Consider the following 19,112-nt stretch of genomic DNA (forward strand, 5'->3'; position numbering starts at 1 on the left):
TCGCCAGGCTTTGAATATCGCTTACATATCATTAAAAATATGAAAGCAAAACTAAAAATATAGCATTATCAAAGTAAGACTAATTTTTAGTGACAATTTGTGGAGAGATGGCTGAGTGGTTTAAAGCACCGGTCTTGAAAACCGGCGATGGTTAATAGCTATCCTAGGGTTCAAATCCCTATCTCTCCGCCACTTTTAAAGAAAAAACCGCTGTTTTTACAGCGGTTTTTTTCGTTTTATATCAACATGCCAATCTGGAAAATTAATAGCTTAATTCAATCTCTCGAACATATCTTGATCACCCTATCTGTACTTTCCAAAAATCGATTTTACACATTGAACACCTCGGACATAATGTCGCCGTGATCCGCAAAACTTTGTTGGTTAGCGTGAGCCAACTGCACACTTGCTCTATTGGATTTAACACGGTGAGTAGGAGGAAACGTGATGACAGTAATATGACTAAACTGCACTTATATACCTACCAGCACCATTCATTATAACGACGGCCTCACCTATTCATTTTTAGGGGCATGCTGACCCAAGCCGACCCAAATAAATACGCATATTCAAATAGCTGTGGCTTCACAGTTCGAGGTTTTGTGCCGTGCTCGACCTTAAGTCAAATGGCATTTTGATCAAGAAATTATCCAAGAAATCCCAGGTGTTCAAGCGGGTAATAGTAGAATTAGGATGGTTTTTGTTGGCTCGCCAGCGTTTTAAAATCGGTGCTATTAAGGCTATCCATCGTGATATTTAACAATAGCTAGATAGCCTTAATGAGATCGTACTTTTCTTTAATTGGTATAAGGTTATTTTTAGGTGCTTAGGTTACCATTTAAACATGCTCTATCATGGTCAGTGCCTTACGTGAGACTTCTGCGGCGGCTTTAGGGTAGTTTTGTTTTTCAAGGCTATCGGCAAGATAAGCGTAATCAGATACATTGGCACGGAGCGATAACGCTTTTTCCAAATGGCTTTGCGCCTCTGCCCATTTTTGCTCTTTCATATACAATTGAGCCAGTGCGCTGTGTGCTTCGGCGTTACCACTATCCTTACTAATGGCTTCTTGTAACAATAAAATTGCTGGGTATCTATCTGGTAAATTGAGCTCTGCCAATAATGAATACAGTGCTGGCATTGGGTGTTTTTTCAATGTTTCTTTAATGACGGTAAATGCTTCCGAATCTGCTTTTCGTTGAATCAACTGTTCGATGAAGCATTGAGTTAAAATGACGTCGTTTTTAGTTTTCCTTGGGAGCTTGTCCCAATGATTGATTAAGCCTTCGCTACCTTGTTGCTGGACCACGTTTTTTAGTAAACCGTATTGTGCTTTTTGGTTCAGTTGTTGGCTCTCGTCCGCATTGATCTGTTTTGCTTTTTGGAGCTTAGGTAAAAGCTCAAGCAGCGGTTGCCACTGTTCTAGGTGCACGTATGTTGTCTTGAGTAAGTTGAGCACGATGGTGTTATTCGGATGAGTGGCTTGTAATGCTGATAGAGTGCTTAGCGCCAGCTCAAACTCTCCTTCTCGTACTTGCTGCTTGGCGCGAGTTAATTCAACGGCTAGGCCTGCATTACTTTGTTGACTAGCGAGATCTAAATAATAATCTCGTTTTGCTCTGTTACCCATTCCCTGCGCGGCTTCCGATGCAACAAGATAGCAGAGCAGCGGCATATCATGGTGGTTCGCCCAGCGAGTGACTTTCTTTTCTGCCTGCTTCCAGTCTCCCTCTAGAAGTTTAATGATACCTTCATTGGTATAACGGCGAGAGCGCTTTAACTTACGTACGCTGAACCAGTTTAATGTGTTTGAACTGGCGTAGAATGCTTTTTTGAGGAGATATTCTAAGCTAAATAATCCAGAGAGGAGTGCAATCACAAAGATCACTAAGGTGGTTACGCTCATCTCTATTGTTCTATTAGCTATAGAGATAAGAACATAACCTTGCTGGCCAGCATATTGGGTTCCGACAAATAAACCGGCCCCTAATACTACAAAAAGAAAGATGACTCTAAACATTACTTATCCTCCGTAACGCTCATTGGAGAGACTTCACGGCGTAGGCGTTCAGTGATGACATCAGCGAGTTCGTGCTGAGTTTCAAGTTTAACTGGATATTGCACTTGTATATTTTGTTTACTGAGCTGCAATAGCGCGTGATTAAACTGCTGCACACTCTGATCATCGGAATTAAAGAAGCTGGCTGACCATTTATCTGCTGTGCTCAGTGCCGTTGTATAAATCTCTTGTTGTTCTGCGTATACGGCTTTGATGGCGGTTTCTAATTTTGCTTTGAGATTTTCTTTTAGATAGAAGTGCTGTTCAGGTGACAGTAGCGGAATGGCATTACCGTCTCGAATGCGGAAGGTAATGAAGTTCTCCGAGAAGTCTTTCAATGAGCTCACGAGATTATTTTGCCAGTCGTTAATATTTTCGGAAACTTGTGGTGCTGATTGCTGCTGAGTTTCAGGCAACATGGCATTGGCCAGCGGTAGAGTGTCAACTTGTTGCTGTAAGGTTGTTAAGCGTAACACTAGCCCTTCACGATCAATCAATGGGATGATTTTGAGCTGAGTAATGTCACGCGCCATGGCTTTGCGTAGCGGCACTAAGCTTGGGTCATTCAATTCAGCAATACGCTGATCAGCGCTTTCCATTAGCTTGGTCGCGCTGACGATGTCATGTTCTAGAAAAAGTTTACGGCCTGCTAGTTTCACTAAGTAGTCAGCTTCTGCTAGTAGCCAGTCGTTGGGACGGCGGCCTTTGATATCAGCTATCGCTAGTTGCAAGCTGTCGATACTTTTTTGCTGTTGATTCAAGGCTACGTCAGTTTTGTGAGTGAGTTGGTCCGCTTTGGCTTGTGTTTCTTGCTTTATTTGATTGATTTCAGCCGCGAGCTGACTTTGGGTTTGTGTTAATTGAGTCTGCAATGCGTTGATTTTGGCTTGGTAAAAGGCGTCTTTTTGCTGCATTTGATAGGCTATACCACCACTGAAAATGATGGATAGGCTAATTGCAATAACAGAAAGTTTGATACTGCGCTTTGCTCGTTTATCACTCTTTTCTTCAGGCTGAGACGTGGGATCCTGCACGTAACTTTTTGGTGAATCAAGGTTATCCGTTGCGTCTTTTTCTGTAACCAGAGGAGGTGTGGCTGCTTTTTCAGGTTCAATATGCGGGTTATTATTTTTGCTTGTCATGCTTAGAGTCCTGTCTAGATTGGCTAATACTAGCCGCGAGTTCTGTATTGGAGGCGCTTCCCACGTTCGTGACGCACCCAAATCCCATGTGCAGCGCCTCTTGTCGAATTCGCTCGCTTGGGACAAAAAGAGCTAAATTTAGCAGCCAGAGTCGTTGTGAATCAGAGAATTGATCCATCATAAAATTGAGTTGACCTGAGCTGGTGACAACTAACTGAGTGACTTGCTGTTGCTGCCACAGAGATATCGATTCGGCGGCAAAGAGGGTGATCGTATCGCGTCGATACACTTCCTTATACACCACATCAGCACCACGCTCGATTAAGCTGTCGTGGATGAGCTCACGTCCGCCATTACCACGTAAAATCATCACCTTAAGGCCCGATATTGATTGCAACTGCGGTAGGGCAAGCAGGTGTTCACTGTCACTTATCTGCGGATAGTGTACTTTTTGTTGGCTTAATTTGCTGAAAACATGTGCGGTTTTTTGACCAACGGCAAGGTATCTGGCGTCATTTGGCCAAAAATATCGGTGATCTTGCAAAAATTGATGACTGAACGTCACCGCGTTTTGGCTAACCGCAATAATAATGTCGCATTGCTGAAGTTCTGGGAGTAAATACGGGAGATCGGCTCCTGCATTAATCTGAATCAGTGGATGGTGAACGGAGCGGATACCGAGATCCGCTAATTGTTGGCAAAGTTCAATCCCTTGATTTTCGGGGCGAGTGACCAACACCGTCATGCTTTATTCGTGCTCGCAGTAGAGTTTGGACAGAATATCTCGCGCTCCATCATTGAGCAATTGATGGGCAAGCGTGATTCCTAATTGCTCGGCATCGGAGCGGTGGCCGCGAATCTCACCTTGCACAATTTTAGAACCATCAGGCTCACCGACTAATGCTCTTAACCAAATATGATCACCATCGAGCAATGCGTAGCTACCGATAGGTACTTGGCAACCGCCTTCTAATGTTAGGTTCATGGCTCGTTCACATTTCACGCGATCAGCCGTGTCAGAATGGTTGAGTGGCGCAAGCAATGCTCTTAAACGTTCGTCATCTAAACGGCATTCAATCCCGACTGCACCTTGCCCTACTGCAGGAAGCGATTGTTCTGGTTCAATAATGCTGCGAATGCGATCTTCAAGCTTCAAACGTTTTAAACCTGCTGCGGCGAGAATAATCGCATCGTATTCACCTGCATCGAGTTTTCCAAGACGAGTACCGACATTGCCACGCAATTCTTTAATCACAAGGTCTGGTCGATATGCTTTGAGTTGGCATTGGCGACGTAGGCTGCAGGTGCCGACGATGGCACCTTGAGGCAGTTGTTCAATGCTTTGATAGGTGTTTGAAACGAAAGCATCACGTGGATCTTCGCGTTCACAAATCGTCACTAGTCCAAGCCCTTGAGGGAAATCGACGGGAACATCTTTCATTGAATGCACTGCCAAATCGGCACGGCCTTCAAGCATAGCGACTTCCAACTCTTTGACAAAAAGCCCCTTACCACCCACTTTAGCTAAAGGCGTATCTAAAATGACGTCGCCTTTGGTTACCATGGTCACTAATTCCACTTCTAGGCCAGGATGAGCCGCTTGCAGCGCATCTTTAACATAATAAGCTTGCCAAAGGGCGAGCGGGCTTTTACGTGTGGCGATTCGAATGGGTGTTGCGTGAGTCATGATAATCCCGAGTGTAGGTAATGGATGGTTTAATCCTATCATTCCCGCTATGAAAGGTTTACTACTAGATCGTAGCTGTGAAGGATTGATGAAGAGATAGCATAAATTGGTCAAAATTGTGTGATTTATATCTCGTTTATATAATGAGCTATTACGACAAAGTGTAAATAGCTACGACACTATAGCCAAGGTCATTGGAGCGCATTGTAGGCATGCTCTGTCTGAGTGTGATATGCATCGAGAGGGCTTTACCAAATGGAAAGAAAATGTTAGATTGATCACGTTTTTTTGGTGCTTTAGAATAAAATATAATCAAAGCGCGTGTTAATGTTTCAACCAAGGAATCAACCTTGCAGGCTTACACCAAGACGTTAATTCAACGATTAGACAATCTCAACCAGCAACGTACCGAGCGTGCGCTGGCGCTTATGGATTTGCAAAGTCAACGTGTATTTCATTTCATTCCTGCATTACTGCACTTCAATCACCCGATTATTCCCGGCTACTACGATGCAAAAGTCCCTTATGGTGTCTATGGTTTTGAGCCTAACGACATCCAACGTCAGCTGGTTGAAGATACAGAACTCACCTTAGGTCAACCCTTACCGACCGCTGATTCCCCCGCTATTCTTGCTCTGTATACCATGGGCAGTACCTCGTCGATTGGTCAAAGCACCTCGAGTGACTTAGATATTTGGGTATGTGTAGCATCGAGTATGAGCTGTGATGAGCGGGAAAGCTTAAGCAACAAATGTTTGTTGATCACTGATTGGGCAAAGAGCCAAGGGGTGGAAGCTAACTTTTTCTTGATGGATGAGCTACGTTTTCGCAGTAATCATTCTGAGCAGATGACAGGCGAAAACTGCGGTTCATCGCAACATCTCCTGCTATTAGACGAGTTCTATCGCTCTGCTGTTCGCTTGGCAGGCAAGCGTTTACTGTGGCAAATCGTGCCTCCTGAAATGGAAGAGTGCTACGACGAATACGTGCACGAATTGTGCAGCAATGATTACATTAATTGCAGTGAATGGATCGATTTTGGTAAGTTGAACCGCATTCCTGCTGAAGAGTATTTCGGCGCAAACCTTTGGCAGCTTTATAAAAGCATCGACTCGCCTTACAAGTCAGTGTTAAAAGCGATTCTGCTTGAGGCGTATTCGTGGGAGTACCCACACACGCAATTATTAAGCATTGATACCAAACGACGGTTTTTTACTCATGAACCTGATTTGTACAGTATGGATGCTTACTATTTGATGCTTGAAAAAGTGACGCGTTACCTTGAACGTATTGGTGATTCTGCCCGTCTTGATCTGGTGCGTCGTTGTTTTTATCTCAAAACGCATGAAAAGTTATCCCGTGAGCCGAGCTTAGGCTCAGTTGCATGGCGTCGAGAAGCATTAAGCCACATGATTCAGCAATGGAATTGGTCGGAATCTGTTGTTCAAGAATTAGACAATCGCCGTAATTGGAAAGTCGAACAAGTTAAAGTTGTCCATCATGCGTTGTTAGATGCGTTGATGCTGAGCTATCGAAACCTGATCCAGTTTGCACGCCGTAATGACATCACCTCGGCCATTAGCCCACAAGATATTTCAATCCTCGCACGTAAGTTGTATGCGGTATTTGAGGTGTTGCCGGGTAAAGTTACGCTACTGAACCCACAAATCTCGCCAGATCTGCACGAGCCGGATCTCTCGTTTATTCAAGTTCGAGAAGGGCGAACCAATAAGGCAGGCTGGTATCTGTATAAACAGCCTCTGGTTGCCCATCGTATGATTGGCCAACCTTTCCTTGAGCATAATGAATACCTCAGTAAGCTGGTCTCTTGGGCCTTCTTTAATGGTTTGATCACGGAATCAACTCACTTGCATTCAGTAGTACGTGACGCACAGTTGGATATTGATAAGTTCTATCAAATGGTTAGCGATTTGCGTAATACCTTCTCGTTGCGTAAGCGGCGGCCGACCATGCAGGCCTTAGCGAGCCCTTGTGAAATCAGCCAACTGGCGATGTTCATCAACTTTGAAAATGATCCTACCGCGGAATTAAGCGGTAAATCGCTCAAAATTGATTTGAAAAATATAGATATTTTCAGTTTCGGATCTGAGCAAAAAAGCTTAGTCGGTAGTGTCGATTTAGTGTATCGCAACTCGTGGCATGAAGTACGGACTCTCCATTTTACTGGCGAAACGGCGATGCTCGACGCGTTGAAAACCGTGCTTGGCAAAATGCACCAAGATGCGCTACCGCCAGAGTCTGTCGATGTATTTTGTTACAGCAAAAGTCTGCGTGGCGTGATGCGCAACATGGTGTACCAGTTGCTGGCGGAATGTATCGATTTGCGTTTGAAACCGGTAGAGCAAGAGAAACGTCGCCGTTTTAAAGCGTTACGCATTGGCGATCAAATGTATGGCCTGTTTTTTGAGCGGCGAGGGGTTTCGGTACAGAAGTTGGAAAACTCGGTAGATTTTTACCGCAGTATTTCAACCAACAAATTGAAAGGTTCACCGCTGTTAATGCTCGATCGCGATCAAGATTATCAACTGCCGGAAATCGTCGATGGTTTTGCTAGTGAAGGCTTAGTGCAGTTTTTCTTTGAAGATACTGATAAAGGCTTCAACATTTATGTGTTGGATGAGTCGAACCAAATTGAAGTCTATCACCAGTTCAGCGGCGAAAAAGATGAGATGATCACTAACGTCAACAGCTTTTATACCTCAGTGCGCGACGGTAACCCACTCTCCGCTAAACTTATTAACTTCAATCTGCCGCAGTATTATCAAATCGTCCACCCAGAAGAAGGGGAGAGTTATATTGTCCCTTATCGTAACGATTCCGCGCTCTATTCTCGTCCTTCAAAAGCGGTCAACGCTTAGTTCGGTAGCGCCAAGTCACACATCTGTCACTTGGCGTTGTTGCTTTACACCCAGTCGATCGTTTCGCCAGCGTGTTTTTCACATTCTTGTTTCACCATCGCAATCAATTCCAGCCCTGTTTTTGAACAAATCCAGTTTTGGTCGATCAGTTTGAAATGGAAACCGCCTGACTTTGATGCCAGCCAAATTTCATGCATTGGCTCTTGGCGGTTAATAATAATTTGGCTGCGGTCATCAAATTCCAACGTCATCACATTACCTGAGGTTTCGTAATCAATGTCGGCACCTGCGTTGTCTATCGCTTGTTCAATGATTTCTAGCTGCTCATCGACAAGTTGGTGAAATTCAGTATCGTTCATCCTGTCTATCCTATTGCTTTTCCTGATTGTGGTGCGATTATAGGGGGCATTGACTCAATAATCACGACATGCAAAATGAAAAAATCAATCGCTGCACTTTTTATGTTGTCACTCCTTGCTTTAGCAGGGTGTGGTCAAACCGGGCCGTTATACATGCCAGCAGAGCCTGAGCAGAGTGAACAACCTCAGCCATAGTCATTGATTTAGCTTAAAGGAAACGAATTTTGGATTACTTCAATTATCAGGACGATGGTCAGCTTTGGGCTGAAAATGTCGCATTAACAGAGTTGGCTGAGCAATACGGCACGCCTTTGTATGTCTATTCTCGCGCTACTTTAGAGCGTCACTGGCATGCTTTTGATAAGTCGGTAGGCGAACACCCTCATCTGGTGTGTTATGCGGTGAAGGCTAACTCAAACTTAGGCGTATTAAACACGTTGGCGCGTTTAGGGTCAGGTTTTGATATTGTTTCGGCAGGAGAACTAGAGCGTGTTGTGGTGGCGGGGGGTGACCCGGCGAAAGTTGTATTTTCTGGCGTCGGTAAAACGGAAGCGGAAATGAAACGCGCGTTGGAGCTCAAGATTAAATGCTTTAACGTTGAATCCGAGCCTGAATTAGCACGTTTAAATAAAGTGGCTGGCGAGCTGGGTGTCAAGGCACCGATTTCACTGCGCATCAACCCTGATGTGGATGCACAAACCCACCCTTATATTTCAACCGGTTTGCGTGACAATAAGTTTGGTATTGCTTTTGACCGTGCACTGGATGTTTATCGCTTGGCACAAAGCCTAGAGAATCTCAGCATTCACGGTATTGATTGCCACATTGGCTCTCAACTGACCGCCATTGCCCCTTTTATTGATGCAACCGATCGCTTACTTGCGTTAATTGATCAGCTTAAAGAGGAAGGGATCACCATTAAACATTTGGATGTTGGTGGTGGTTTAGGTGTGGTGTATCGCGATGAGTTACCTCCGCAGCCTTCCGATTATGCCAAAGCCTTGTTGGCGCGTTTGAGTAACCATCAAGATCTCGAACTGATTTTTGAACCGGGACGTGCTATTGCGGCTAACGCGGGCGTGTTGTTGACGAAAGTAGAGTTTCTCAAACATACCGAACACAAAAACTTTGCCATTATTGATGCGGCGATGAACGATTTGATGCGTCCAGCGCTTTATCAAGCTTGGCAAGATATTGTTCCTGTTGTGCCGCGCCAAGGTGAAGCGCTAACCTATGACTTGGTTGGGCCTATTTGTGAAACCGGTGACTTCTTGGGTAAAGATCGTTCATTGGTCTTGGCTGAGGGAGATCTACTGGCGGTTCGCTCAGCAGGAGCTTACGGTTTTGTGATGTCTTCGAACTATAATACACGTACTCGCGTGGCGGAAGTGATGGTGGATGGTGCACAAACCCACCTTGTTCGTCAGCGTGAAGCACTATCGAGCCTATGGGCATTAGAGCGTATTCTGCCGGAGTAAATTGAAGCATTATGCATTTCCATTTTTCTAAAATGCACGGTTTGGGTAATGACTTCATGGTCGTTGATTGCATTACACAAAACGTCTTCTTCTCCCCTGATTTGATCCGCCGCTTGGCGGATCGTCATACTGGCGTGGGGTTTGATCAGCTATTAGTGGTTGAAGCGCCGTATGATCCGGAAAGTGATTTTCACTACCGTATTTTTAATGCCGATGGCAGCGAAGTCGAACAGTGTGGCAACGGCGCACGTTGCTTTGCTCGCTTTGTGCGGATGAAAGGGCTGACCAATAAGTACAGCATCGGAGTCACGACTAAAAAAGGCAAAATGGTTTTAAATGTTGAAGAGGATGATCAAATCACCGTCAACATGGGCATACCAGAATTTGAGCCTAATAAGATTCCATTTCGAGCCAAACAGGCAGAGAAAACTTACATCATGCGCGTTGAAGAGAAAACCTTGTTCTGCGGCGCGGTGAGCATGGGCAATCCGCATGTGGTGACAGTGGTGGAGGATGTGACAACCGCTGAGGTTGAAATTTTGGGTCCACTGCTTGAATCTCATGAGCGTTTTCCAGAGCGTGTTAACGCAGGCTTCATGCAAGTGCTGAATCGCAATGAAGTGAAGCTACGTGTTTATGAACGTGGCGCGGGTGAAACTCAAGCGTGTGGCAGTGGCGCGTGTGGCGCGGTTGCCGTTGGTATTCTTCAAGGGTTATTGGCGGAAGAGGTGACAGTACACTTACCTGGTGGCTCGTTAGAGATCCACTGGCAAGGGCCGGGTAAGCCACTCTATATGACAGGCCCTGCGACTCATGTGTTTGATGGTCAAGTCTCTTGTTAGGGTTAAGTAAGATAAGGAATCGTTTTGTCACACGTTGAAGCGGATGCACTCACAGCCGAAGTTGTGGCTGAATATTTACGAGATCACCCAGATTTTTTCCTCCAGCGTTCAGAGCTGGTTGACAGGCTCTCCTTGCCGCACCATCAACAAGGTGCGGTCTCTTTAGTGCATGTACAACTGAATCGTCAGCGTCAGCGAATTGAAGAGTTAGAGGAAGAGATCACAGCCTTTATGTCATTAGCGGCCAATAATGACCGCACTTTCCACGAATTTATGGATCTGCAAGAGCAGATCTTAAAATGTCATTCAATGCCGCAAGTATGCAAGGCAATAGAAAACAAAGCGCAAACCTTAGGTTTGGTGGCGTATATCCGTTTACTGGCCTCGCCTGAAACTGATTATCAATTGACCCAAGAGCAATGGCAGCGTTTTGCAACTAACCATTTTAATGGCAAAAATGCTTATTTAGGGCGTATGAAAAAGTTGGATCGCCAAGCGTTATTTGGTGAACAAACCGCTGCGCCAGAAATGGGTTCGTATGTGGTGCTACCATTAGGTAAGCGCTCATCACAAGGCGTGTTAGCGTTTGCAAGTGAAGATGGCGGCCATTTTCAACCGAGCATGGATACCCTCTTTTTACGTCATTTGGCGTTAGTTCTCTCTCATTTAATTGAGACTCTACCTTGGCAACCGATTGAGCATGACCGAATCAGCCACACCTCTGCCTAACGGCTTACAGCAGCCCTTAACTCGCTTCTATGAATATCTGCGGAGCGAGAAAGGGTTGAGCTTGCACACCCAACGCAATTACAAACAACAGCTGGAAACCATGGCGCAGCATTTAGTGCAGATGGGGCTGAATCAATGGCAACAAGTCGATGCCGCTTGGGTGCGACAGCTGGCGAGCAAAGGGATGCGTGAAGGGATGAAAGCCAGCAGTTTAGCGACGCGTCTCTCTTCATTGCGCAGTTTTTTTGATTTCTTGATCTTGCGTGGTGAATTGACGGCTAACCCGGCCAAAGGCGTTGCAGCACCGCGTAAAAAACGCCCGTTACCGAAAAACTTAGATGTGGATGAAGTAGCACAACTACTGGAAGTCAAGGATGATGATCCGCTGTCAGTACGCGATCGCGCCATAATGGAACTGATGTATGGTGCTGGGTTGCGTTTAGCGGAGCTCGTCAGCATTAACGTAAAAGACCTGAGCTTTAGCCGCGGCGAGATTCGTGTGGTGGGTAAAGGGGATAAAGAGCGTAAGGTGCCTTTTGCAGGGCAAGCCAAAGAATGGGTGGCGCATTGGTTGAAAATACGAACGCAGTTTGCAAACGCTGATGAGCAAAGCTTGTTTGTTTCAAAGCTGGGTGTTCGTATTTCGCATCGCAACGTACAAAAACGCATGGCCGAGTGGGGGCAAAAGCAGGCGGTGGCTAGCCATATTAGCCCACATAAACTGCGCCACTCTTTTGCGACTCACATGCTTGAATCGAGCAATAATTTACGTGCTGTCCAAGAGTTGCTGGGTCATGAGAACATTTCGACGACGCAAATTTATACTCATTTGGACTTTCAACATCTTGCGCAGGCCTATGACCAAGCGCACCCAAGAGCACGTAAAAAGAAACAGAGCGAGTAACGCATGCACTTTTATCGCAATATCGGCCCCATTAAAGCGATGAGCTTTGATTTGGACGACACGCTGTATGACAACCATCCAGTGATCCGTCATGTTGAGCAGCAAATGGTCGTGTGGCTGCACACTCATCATCCGCTTTCCGCGACGCGTCCGATAAGTTGGTGGCAGCAACTTAAACAGCAACTGGCGCTGCAAGAGCCACTGCTCGGTCATGATGTCACTCAGTGGCGATTTAAGCAGATAGAACAAGGCTTAATTCAATTAGGCTATTCGCCGCAACTTGCTTTACAGGCTGCGCAGAATGCCATTGAAGAAGTGTTGCGGTTACGTCACTTAATCACGGTGCCAGAGAAGACGCACCGCGTGATGACCGAACTGGCAAAGCGCATGCCGTTAGTGGCGATTACCAACGGCAATGTTGACCCGCACAAAATTGGCTTGGGGCATTATTTTCAACAAATTTTTAAAGCGGGTCCCGATGGCTTGGCCAAGCCGTATCCGGATCTTTTTGACAAAGCGCAGGCTGCATTACAGCTACCTGCAGCCTCGATTTTACACGTTGGTGATCATCTGATAACCGATGTGCAAGGCGCAAAAAGCAATGGTTTCCAAGCCTGTTGGTATAACGATCAAGGCCAAACCTTGCTCGCCAGTCGTAAGGCCAAAGTTTTGCCTGATATTGAAATCCATCAACTGGATTCATTACTGCAGCTTTAGGGTGTGACCGCTTTTATCCGCTTGAAAAGCCTTGAGATAGTAAGTAAAAAACGCGCGTAACTCTCTCGCATTATTTGGTTCTCCGAGAGAGTTGAGCAGCTCAACGCCCACTTCTAACGTGCATAAATGACCAGCATCTTGATTTCGCCTTAATCCATACTGAGAGATTTGATTTGGGGTGAGGTGTAGCTGCGGTAAATCGGATAACCAAGGGCTCTTATTGAGTATCTTCTTGGCTTCTTGCCATGTCCCATCTAGGATAATAAACACGATTTCTTGAGTGTCAGACGTTGAGAGAGATTGGTATTCGGTGAGCGATTGACTGCGCGTCGAAGGGAAAATAACCACAGCGTTTAACTTCTCATCTAGAATTCTCTTTTGTAATGATTTCGCCGTAGAGACTCGGTCCCAGATGTACACAGAGGAATTGGGCAAGCTACGCAGCAGCAGCTTGCCAGTATTGGTCGCTCGATGCGGTTCATTTTCATGCATCAGTAGTGCAATGCGCAGTTGGCTATCCAGTGTTGGTTGCAGTGAACAGAGGCATTGATAGCTAAAATGGCAAACTGGGCAAGGGCACGGTCTGGTCACTTATGGTGTCTCGATATTTTCAGAAAATAACGTTAAACCGCCATTGGCGATAGGGTAGAGTACATCGCCCACCTTCTCTTTTTCTGCTTTCAGTTGGTAACCAGTGCGAGTAAAGAGACGTTCAGAAAGCAGATATTGTTGCTGGTGGCGCGTCATGACAACTTGGATCTGATTTAGGTTTAATGGTTGCCAAAACCCCTTTTCAACGGTCGATGGCTGACCATCGTTGTAGTCATAATGAGTGCTAGCGGTATGATCCGCATTCAGTTGCAAACGAATCGTGAAATCCCTATTTTGGGTCGAAGTAGCATGATAAGCCCCAACCCATGGAAGCGTCGCATCACTATTACCTAAGGTGGCACACCCCTGATAGCTTTTCTCACCGACTTTCAAGGTGGAACTCCAGCCGTACAGCGAGTCACTCATCCCGTCACTGCACATTTTTTGTGTGAGGAGCAGCGAACCTTGATTCATTTGGTACTCACGCTTAGTTTCAGATAGCTGACTTTTTGTGATAGCGAATGTTTGAGTTTCACCGTTGATGGTTTGAAAGTTAAGGTTTTTCCCTTCAAAGTGGATGGACCATGATGGTTCGTTGCCAAAAGCGCGTGTCGGTTTGAGTGGTTGATTGCAGCGTTTAGGATTTTCAGCACTGAGCATATTGATGCTGGTCACGTTGAAACGTGCGCTGGAATCGGCATCGAAGCCTGTGCGGCTTGGCGCTGATAAAGTACCAATGAGTTCGCCATACAAAGGCTGATAAGGCGAGCGAGCCAAACTCAAGGCTTGCTGAGTCTGCTGTGGCGTCAGTGCTAGCCAATATTGTTGATTGCTACCACAAGGTGTAAAGGTTTGCGCCTCATGACCTACCACGACTTCTCCACGCATAATAAAGGACTGTGCTTTGATTGAACTGGGTTTATCCAAACTCGCCATCGGTACGGCTGGTGGCTGTGATGTGTTGTGTGTCGCACAGGCTTGCAGTATTAATGTGGTCAATAACAGCGCGGAACAGTGAAGCACTTTCATAGCAGACTCTTTTTGGGCAATGCAACGAGGCTAGATTATGGCACAAAGGCGCTGGCAAATTGAACTGATGGTGTGAATTTAACAACCCGCGGACAAGAATCAGAGATAAATCGTGAAGCCGTTATGAACAAAAAAACAGCGCTCAAATGGCGCTGTTTTTTGTGACCACTCGTTACTGCAGGCTGCTGTTACAATAAATGTTCACGCAAATAGTGAGCCACGGCGTCTTCTGCATTGCTACCAATCACTGTGTTATTCGGCAGTGCATTGAACACTTTTTGATGCGATGTGCCCATCACCAAGCCTTTACCAGCCATCGACAGCATTTCCACATCGTTCATACCATCGCCAAACGCAATACAGTTATCTAGGGTCAGGTTTAATGATTCTGCAACGGCTTTGAGCGCATCCCCTTTCGACACTTCTGCTGCCATCACTTCCAAACACCAAGGTGTTGAGAAGGCGACGTTCAGTTTGTCGCCAAAAATATCGTTTAAGCGTTCTTCAAACTGAGCTAATAACTCATGATCTTGCGCTGGGTGGGTGAAGAATATTTTGGCGACGCCCTCGGTAGGTGCGTTATTGACATCAAATACTTGGTAGCTAAAGCCGGATTCTTCGTGGAAATCACGCAGCGTTTCATCTTCTTTATTCAATAACCACGATTCATCTTGATAGATGTGAACAAAAATATCAGGGTTTTGCTTAAACACGTCAATGACTGGCTGTACCAATTCTTGCGGTACATTTTTACTGTACATCAGGTTGTCATGTTGATCGTGAACGCGCGCGCCATTGGAAGTAATCATGTAGGCTGGAATGCCCGCTAACTGGCGAATACCCGCCACATCAACGTGATGGCGACCGGTAGCGAAGATGAAAGTAAAGCCTTTTTGGTGAAGTGCTTGTAACGTTTGCTTGGTGAATTCGCTCAATTGGTGGTTTGGCGCAAGTAGTGTACCGTCGAGATCGGACGCCACGATATGAATCGCGTGCTCTTTACATTCGGTGGTCATAAAACCCTCATTATCATGGTCGATTTGGTTTGCAGATCGCAGATGGTGGAGAAACTTTGGTGTGGCTTAGTTTACGCCATCTTAAAGAGGAAAAAGAGGGTAAAACTCTCAATTGAAATTTCCTCTATTTGCTCAGTTCTAACATCGTGATTAAACCGTGTTCTCAAGAGATTGGAATTGCTTAAATAGCTCATCAAGTGCTTGGTTTCGATAGCAATCCTTTTCAAAAAAGAGCTCATGCTTTGCTCCTTCAATGATGACCAGCTTGCTAGATGGATTGGTTTTCGCCAGCTTAGTGACAAAGCGGATTTGATCCGCATTACTGACAATCTCATCCTGCCCTGCTTGCAAGATGAGTGTTGGTAACTTCACTTGACGAGTCATCAGTTGGCACAGCTTCGCTGCCATGAGCCCTTGCCATACCCAGCGCGTGCTAGGGCCGCCGACTTGCAATTCGGGTTTGCGTTGGTACAGGTCTCGAAACCATTGGTAACGCACTTGACTTTGACTTAATGGGTTAATCTCAAAAGGCTTTGCAGAATAGGCTTGATAGCCTGGCGCATAGGTTGGTTTGCTATACATAGCCGTCAGCACTTGGCTCAGTGTCATGGCGATAGGACGTAATTGCCATGGCATGTTGACACCAAACATTGGCGCGCTGAGCACCATAGCCGCAAATGGGTGTTGAGGGTATGTTTGTACATACCGGGTCGCAATGGCACCGCCCATCGAGTGGGCGACGAGAAAACGTTGTGCATAATGGCTTAAGTCAAAGTGCTCAATGACACGCTGCATGTCTAAAATGTAGTCATCAAATTCACCGACATGGCCGATTTGTGGATCGTCGATTAATCGATCAGAAAGCCCTTGGCCACGGTGATCAAAAGAATAAATATCATAACCTTGTTGGAAAAAATCATAAAATAGCTCCTGATATTTCCAGCAAGATTCAATTCGTCCGTTGACGACGAAGATCGCCTTTGAGTGTTGAGGCGAGGTAAGTTTGCACCAATAAAGTTTTGTTTTATCAGCAGATTTGATAAAACCTTCTTCTCTGGAGTGCCAGAAATCGGCAATCGTGGTATTGATCACTTGCTCAAAGAAAGACTCTTGAGTATAAGGTGGGGAGTTTGGACTCGTCTGATTCATAGATTATTCTTATTGGACAGATTCGAGGAATAGTTCATTTTTAGGCTAGATTAGTCTAGTTGAGAGGAATTGCAATGGATACTCATGTTTGGCTTGCCTATGTGGTGACCGCGATACTGTTTAGTTTGGCGCCGGGTTCAGGTACGGTCAATTCCATCAGCAATGGCCTTAGCTACGGTACACGTAAATCACTAGCCGCGATTGTGGGTTTACAATTGGGTTTGGCTTTTCACATCATGTTGGTGGGAGCCGGAATTGGTGCCTTAGTGGCACAATCAGCCACGGCATTTAGTGTGATTAAGTGGGTTGGTGCTGCGTATCTGGTGTGGTTAGGTGTTCAAAAATGGCGCGATCGTTCAAGTATGATGGCCAATGCAACGGCTCAAATGCAAACGAGTTGGTCTTTATTGCGTCGAGCGGTGTTGATAAACCTGACAAATCCTAAATCCATCGTCTTTCTGGTGGCGCTTTTTCCACAATTTATTGACCCAACCCAAGATCAGTTCATTCAATTGTTGGTGTTAGGCGTGACCACGGTAACCATTGATTCGATTGTGATGCTTGGTTACACCTCCTTAGCCGCACGAATGGGGCGCTTTATTCGTTCAGAGAGTGTCATGAGTAAGATTAACCGAGTATTTGGCTCGATGTTTATTGGTTGTGGAGCGCTACTGGCAGTGGCGAAGTCCTAAGATGGCTATGTCTCAATTATTAGTTGTTAATCACTAATGCATTATTCTTATGTCGCACGACAACCGATCTTAAATGCCAAGCAGCATACGCTTGGCTATGAATTGCTCTTTCGTGATGGGGAAAAAAACGCGTTTCCAGCACACATTGAGTCGAATCGAGCCACGTATCGCTTGATCGTCGAAAACTTTCTTGCGGTGGGGATCAATCCCCATATTCCCAAATCACGTTGTTTTATTAATTTTCCCTACAAGAGTTTAATTCGCCGTCTGCCTTTAACGTTGCCGCGAGAACAAATTGTGGTGGAAGTGCTCGAAACCTGTGAGCCGACGGATGAACTGCTTGAGGCGATAAAAGAGTTGTATCGGCGTGGCTATCTGGTGGCGCTGGATGACTTTGTGTATGCGCCAGAATGGGAACGCTTTCTGAGTTATGTGCACATCGTCAAGCTCGATATTATGGCGCTGGGCTTAGATCACGCTTGCGAGTTTGTACGTCAGCGTTTAGCGGAAGGCAGTAAGCGCCGCTATTTAGCGGAGCGAGTTGAAACGGATCACCAGTTCACCGTGACACGTAATGCCGGTTTTAGCTTTTTCCAAGGTTATTTCTTTAGTAAACCAGAAATGATCAAGCAGCGTTATGTTGGACCAGAGCAGATTATCGCCTTGGAGCTGTTTCGAGAAGTTTGTAAGCCAAATGCTGATTTTGAACGGATTGAATACATTGTCGCGCAAGATGTAGCGCTCTCATACAAGTTGCTCAGATTCGTCAACACTATGTCTGATCGCTTATCCGTACCGATTTCCTCTTTTCGTCAAGCTTTGGTCTATCTTGGTCAAGACAAGCTCAAAACCTTTGTATCATTAGCCGTTGCTTCATTTGTCTCAGCTAAAAAGCCGAAAGAGTTGTATAACCTCTCTTTGCAACGTGCTCAATTTTGCCAATTAATGTCTGGGCATCCTTCATTTCGTCAACATCGCGAGCAAGCTTTTTTAATTGGTCTTTTTTCTGTGTTAGATGCCTTACTGGATATTTCAATTGAAGAGCTGGTTGCGCAGTTACCCTTATGTGACGTGGTCAAACTAGCACTGCAAAAGCGTGAAGGACCCATTGGCGAGCTGTTGGCACTTGAGGAGTGTTTTGAGCAAGCGGACTGGCAAGGAGTGGAAAGCCATTGTGATCTGCTAGGGCTTGAATTAAATCAAGTCAGTGATGAGCTTTCGGCGGCGCAGCGCTGGAGTCAAGATATTCATCGTTTGCTGTAATAAATTTCGTGCGAATATAAAAACCGCCGTCATGAGCGACGGCGGTTTGCCCAAACTTAGGGTTTATTGCAGCCAAGCATTCAGCATCCATACCAGTTTCTCTTGTTCGCGGATGTAGTCACTCATCAGTGCTGAAGTGCCTTCATCTCCCGCCTGCGTTGCAATTTCAAGAATTTCTCGTTGCTGGTGGATCAATACACTGAATCCCTTAACCAATCCTTGCATGGTTTCTTGCCCATTAGTTGCGTTAGTGTGTTCTGACACTTGTGCTGTTGCTAAATAGGCGCTGAAGCTATGCAACGGTTGATAACCTAAAGTCAAAACTCGTTCCGCTAACTCATCAATTTTGACCTGTATGTCAGTGTAAATCTCTTCAAATTTTGCATGCAGTTCAAAGAACTCTTTTCCTTTGATATTCCAATGGTAACCACGAGTATTCATATAAAACACTTGGTAGTTAGCCAATAATTGGTTTAACGCTTGTGCAAGTTGTTGGCTTTGGTTGGTATCTAAACCGATCAAATTTGTTGTCATGTGTTCACCTCGTTGTCATGGATAAGTGATTTCTCTTGTTAA

General features: G+C 45.5%; 19 protein-coding genes and 1 tRNA gene. 10 read left to right on the forward strand and 10 right to left on the reverse strand.

Translation table 11 applies throughout. The annotated features are described in order from the left end of the window. Positions 1–101 precede the first annotated feature (101 nt). Positions 102–192, forward strand: a tRNA-Ser gene (locus tag AACT42_RS24145). A gap of 646 nt (positions 193–838) precedes the next feature. Here AACT42_RS24145 and AACT42_RS24150 read toward each other — a convergent pair. Genes AACT42_RS24150 through hemC form a run of 4 tightly spaced genes read right to left on the reverse strand, consistent with a single transcriptional unit; the run spans position 839 to position 4,888 of the window. Then, on the reverse strand, positions 839–2,020 hold the full coding sequence (locus AACT42_RS24150; RefSeq protein WP_094132034.1) for a heme biosynthesis protein HemY: 1,182 nt from the start codon (positions 2,018–2,020) through the stop codon (positions 839–841). Continuing rightward, positions 2,020–3,201 carry a uroporphyrinogen-III C-methyltransferase gene (locus tag AACT42_RS24155; protein WP_094132035.1) on the reverse strand — a complete coding sequence of 394 codons (1,182 nt, stop codon included), beginning with the start codon at positions 3,199–3,201 and terminating at the stop codon, positions 2,020–2,022. The genes AACT42_RS24150 and AACT42_RS24155 overlap by 1 nt, the downstream gene beginning before the upstream one ends. Then, positions 3,185–3,946 (reverse strand): uroporphyrinogen-III synthase, encoded by a 762-nt coding sequence (locus tag AACT42_RS24160; RefSeq protein WP_013855520.1) that lies wholly within the window; start codon positions 3,944–3,946, stop codon positions 3,185–3,187. Before AACT42_RS24160 ends, AACT42_RS24155 begins: the two co-directional genes overlap by 17 nt. A gap of 3 nt (positions 3,947–3,949) precedes the next feature. Then, positions 3,950–4,888 carry a hydroxymethylbilane synthase gene (gene hemC, locus AACT42_RS24165; RefSeq protein ID WP_026028808.1) on the reverse strand — a complete coding sequence of 313 codons (939 nt, stop codon included), beginning with the start codon at positions 4,886–4,888 and terminating at the stop codon, positions 3,950–3,952. A 350-nt stretch (positions 4,889–5,238) separates the two neighbouring features. On the opposite strand from hemC, the gene AACT42_RS24170 reads away from it, so the two are divergent. Further along, a complete protein-coding gene (locus AACT42_RS24170; RefSeq protein ID WP_017044534.1) occupies positions 5,239–7,767 on the forward strand; it encodes a class I adenylate cyclase in 2,529 nt (842 codons plus the stop codon). Positions 7,768–7,811: 44 nt separating this feature from the next. On the opposite strand, the gene cyaY is transcribed toward AACT42_RS24170, so the two are convergent. Continuing rightward, on the reverse strand, positions 7,812–8,126 hold the full coding sequence (gene cyaY / locus AACT42_RS24175; protein WP_017044535.1) for an iron donor protein CyaY: 315 nt from the start codon (positions 8,124–8,126) through the stop codon (positions 7,812–7,814). Between the two features lie 75 nt (positions 8,127–8,201). Here cyaY and lptM point away from each other — a divergent pair, with 75 nt between their 5' ends. The 6 genes from lptM to yigB are packed head-to-tail and all read left to right on the forward strand — an operon-like array spanning position 8,202 to position 12,796. After that, positions 8,202–8,321 (forward strand): LPS translocon maturation chaperone LptM, encoded by a 120-nt coding sequence (gene lptM, locus AACT42_RS24875; protein ID WP_033197445.1) that lies wholly within the window; start codon positions 8,202–8,204, stop codon positions 8,319–8,321. Between the two features lie 29 nt (positions 8,322–8,350). After that, positions 8,351–9,604, forward strand: a complete 1,254-nt coding sequence (lysA, locus tag AACT42_RS24185; protein WP_088728526.1) for a diaminopimelate decarboxylase — start codon at positions 8,351–8,353, stop codon at positions 9,602–9,604. Positions 9,605–9,615: 11 nt separating this feature from the next. Continuing rightward, a complete protein-coding gene (gene dapF / locus AACT42_RS24190; RefSeq protein ID WP_010319875.1) occupies positions 9,616–10,446 on the forward strand; it encodes a diaminopimelate epimerase in 831 nt (276 codons plus the stop codon). Between the two features lie 24 nt (positions 10,447–10,470). After that, complete coding sequence (locus AACT42_RS24195; RefSeq protein WP_019281077.1) at positions 10,471–11,175, forward strand: DUF484 family protein; 705 nt, start codon at positions 10,471–10,473, stop codon at positions 11,173–11,175. After that, entirely contained in the window at positions 11,147–12,079 is a 933-nt protein-coding gene (xerC, locus tag AACT42_RS24200; protein ID WP_094132036.1) for a tyrosine recombinase XerC, read from the forward strand. Before AACT42_RS24195 ends, xerC begins: the two co-directional genes overlap by 29 nt. Positions 12,080–12,082: 3 nt before the next feature. Beyond that, positions 12,083–12,796 (forward strand): 5-amino-6-(5-phospho-D-ribitylamino)uracil phosphatase YigB, encoded by a 714-nt coding sequence (yigB, locus tag AACT42_RS24205; RefSeq protein WP_064624083.1) that lies wholly within the window; start codon positions 12,083–12,085, stop codon positions 12,794–12,796. Here the strand turns inward: yigB and AACT42_RS24210 are convergent. From AACT42_RS24210 to AACT42_RS24225, 4 genes are all read right to left on the reverse strand, one after another. After that, positions 12,782–13,387, reverse strand: coding sequence for a tRNA-uridine aminocarboxypropyltransferase (locus AACT42_RS24210; RefSeq protein WP_019281801.1), 606 nt, complete (start codon positions 13,385–13,387; stop codon positions 12,782–12,784). The genes yigB and AACT42_RS24210 overlap by 15 nt on opposite strands. Further along, positions 13,388–14,416, reverse strand: coding sequence for a COG3650 family protein (locus AACT42_RS24215; RefSeq protein WP_094132037.1), 1,029 nt, complete (start codon positions 14,414–14,416; stop codon positions 13,388–13,390). Between the two features lie 188 nt (positions 14,417–14,604). After that, positions 14,605–15,432 (reverse strand): Cof-type HAD-IIB family hydrolase, encoded by an 828-nt coding sequence (locus AACT42_RS24220; RefSeq protein WP_013855511.1) that lies wholly within the window; start codon positions 15,430–15,432, stop codon positions 14,605–14,607. 150 nt (positions 15,433–15,582) lie between these two features. Continuing rightward, the gene (locus AACT42_RS24225) at positions 15,583–16,581 is read right to left on the reverse strand and encodes an alpha/beta fold hydrolase (RefSeq protein WP_026028809.1); all 999 of its coding nucleotides are present in this window, start codon (positions 16,579–16,581) and stop codon (positions 15,583–15,585) included. A 74-nt stretch (positions 16,582–16,655) separates the two neighbouring features. Between AACT42_RS24225 and rhtB the strand changes: the two genes are divergently transcribed. Then, the gene (gene rhtB / locus AACT42_RS24230) at positions 16,656–17,273 is read left to right on the forward strand and encodes a homoserine/homoserine lactone efflux protein (protein ID WP_088728532.1); all 618 of its coding nucleotides are present in this window, start codon (positions 16,656–16,658) and stop codon (positions 17,271–17,273) included. Positions 17,274–17,309: 36 nt separating this feature from the next. Beyond that, positions 17,310–18,536 carry an EAL and HDOD domain-containing protein gene (locus tag AACT42_RS24235; RefSeq protein ID WP_094132038.1) on the forward strand — a complete coding sequence of 409 codons (1,227 nt, stop codon included), beginning with the start codon at positions 17,310–17,312 and terminating at the stop codon, positions 18,534–18,536. Positions 18,537–18,599: 63 nt separating this feature from the next. On the opposite strand, the gene AACT42_RS24240 is transcribed toward AACT42_RS24235, so the two are convergent. Then, a complete protein-coding gene (locus AACT42_RS24240; protein ID WP_013855507.1) occupies positions 18,600–19,070 on the reverse strand; it encodes a Dps family protein in 471 nt (156 codons plus the stop codon). Between the last annotated feature and the right edge of the window lie 42 nt (positions 19,071–19,112).

It is taken from the genome of Vibrio sp. V15_P4S5T153, assembly GCF_963874485.1.
GTDB lineage: Bacteria > Pseudomonadota > Gammaproteobacteria > Enterobacterales > Vibrionaceae > Vibrio > Vibrio anguillarum.

Excerpts from the sequence above, each read along its gene's own strand:
- AACT42_RS24155 (WP_094132035.1), bottom strand. The coding sequence starts at position 3,201 with ATGACAAGCAAAAATAATAACCCGCATATTGAACCTGAAAAAGCAGCC.
- cyaY (WP_017044535.1), bottom strand. The coding sequence starts at position 8,126 with ATGAACGATACTGAATTTCACCAACTTGTCGATGAGCAGCTAGAAATC.
- AACT42_RS24150 (WP_094132034.1), bottom strand. The coding sequence starts at position 2,020 with ATGTTTAGAGTCATCTTTCTTTTTGTAGTATTAGGGGCCGGTTTATTT.
- AACT42_RS24240 (WP_013855507.1), bottom strand. The coding sequence starts at position 19,070 with ATGACAACAAATTTGATCGGTTTAGATACCAACCAAAGCCAACAACTT.
- AACT42_RS24215 (WP_094132037.1), bottom strand. The coding sequence starts at position 14,416 with ATGAAAGTGCTTCACTGTTCCGCGCTGTTATTGACCACATTAATACTG.
- yigB (WP_064624083.1), top strand. The coding sequence starts at position 12,083 with ATGCACTTTTATCGCAATATCGGCCCCATTAAAGCGATGAGCTTTGAT.
- AACT42_RS24235 (WP_094132038.1), top strand. The coding sequence starts at position 17,310 with ATGCATTATTCTTATGTCGCACGACAACCGATCTTAAATGCCAAGCAG.
- AACT42_RS24160 (WP_013855520.1), bottom strand. The coding sequence starts at position 3,946 with ATGACGGTGTTGGTCACTCGCCCCGAAAATCAAGGGATTGAACTTTGC.
- rhtB (WP_088728532.1), top strand. The coding sequence starts at position 16,656 with ATGGATACTCATGTTTGGCTTGCCTATGTGGTGACCGCGATACTGTTT.
- AACT42_RS24220 (WP_013855511.1), bottom strand. The coding sequence starts at position 15,432 with ATGACCACCGAATGTAAAGAGCACGCGATTCATATCGTGGCGTCCGAT.
- lptM (WP_033197445.1), top strand. The coding sequence starts at position 8,202 with ATGAAAAAATCAATCGCTGCACTTTTTATGTTGTCACTCCTTGCTTTA.
- dapF (WP_010319875.1), top strand. The coding sequence starts at position 9,616 with ATGCATTTCCATTTTTCTAAAATGCACGGTTTGGGTAATGACTTCATG.
- hemC (WP_026028808.1), bottom strand. The coding sequence starts at position 4,888 with ATGACTCACGCAACACCCATTCGAATCGCCACACGTAAAAGCCCGCTC.
- AACT42_RS24225 (WP_026028809.1), bottom strand. The coding sequence starts at position 16,581 with ATGAATCAGACGAGTCCAAACTCCCCACCTTATACTCAAGAGTCTTTC.
- xerC (WP_094132036.1), top strand. The coding sequence starts at position 11,147 with ATGACCGAATCAGCCACACCTCTGCCTAACGGCTTACAGCAGCCCTTA.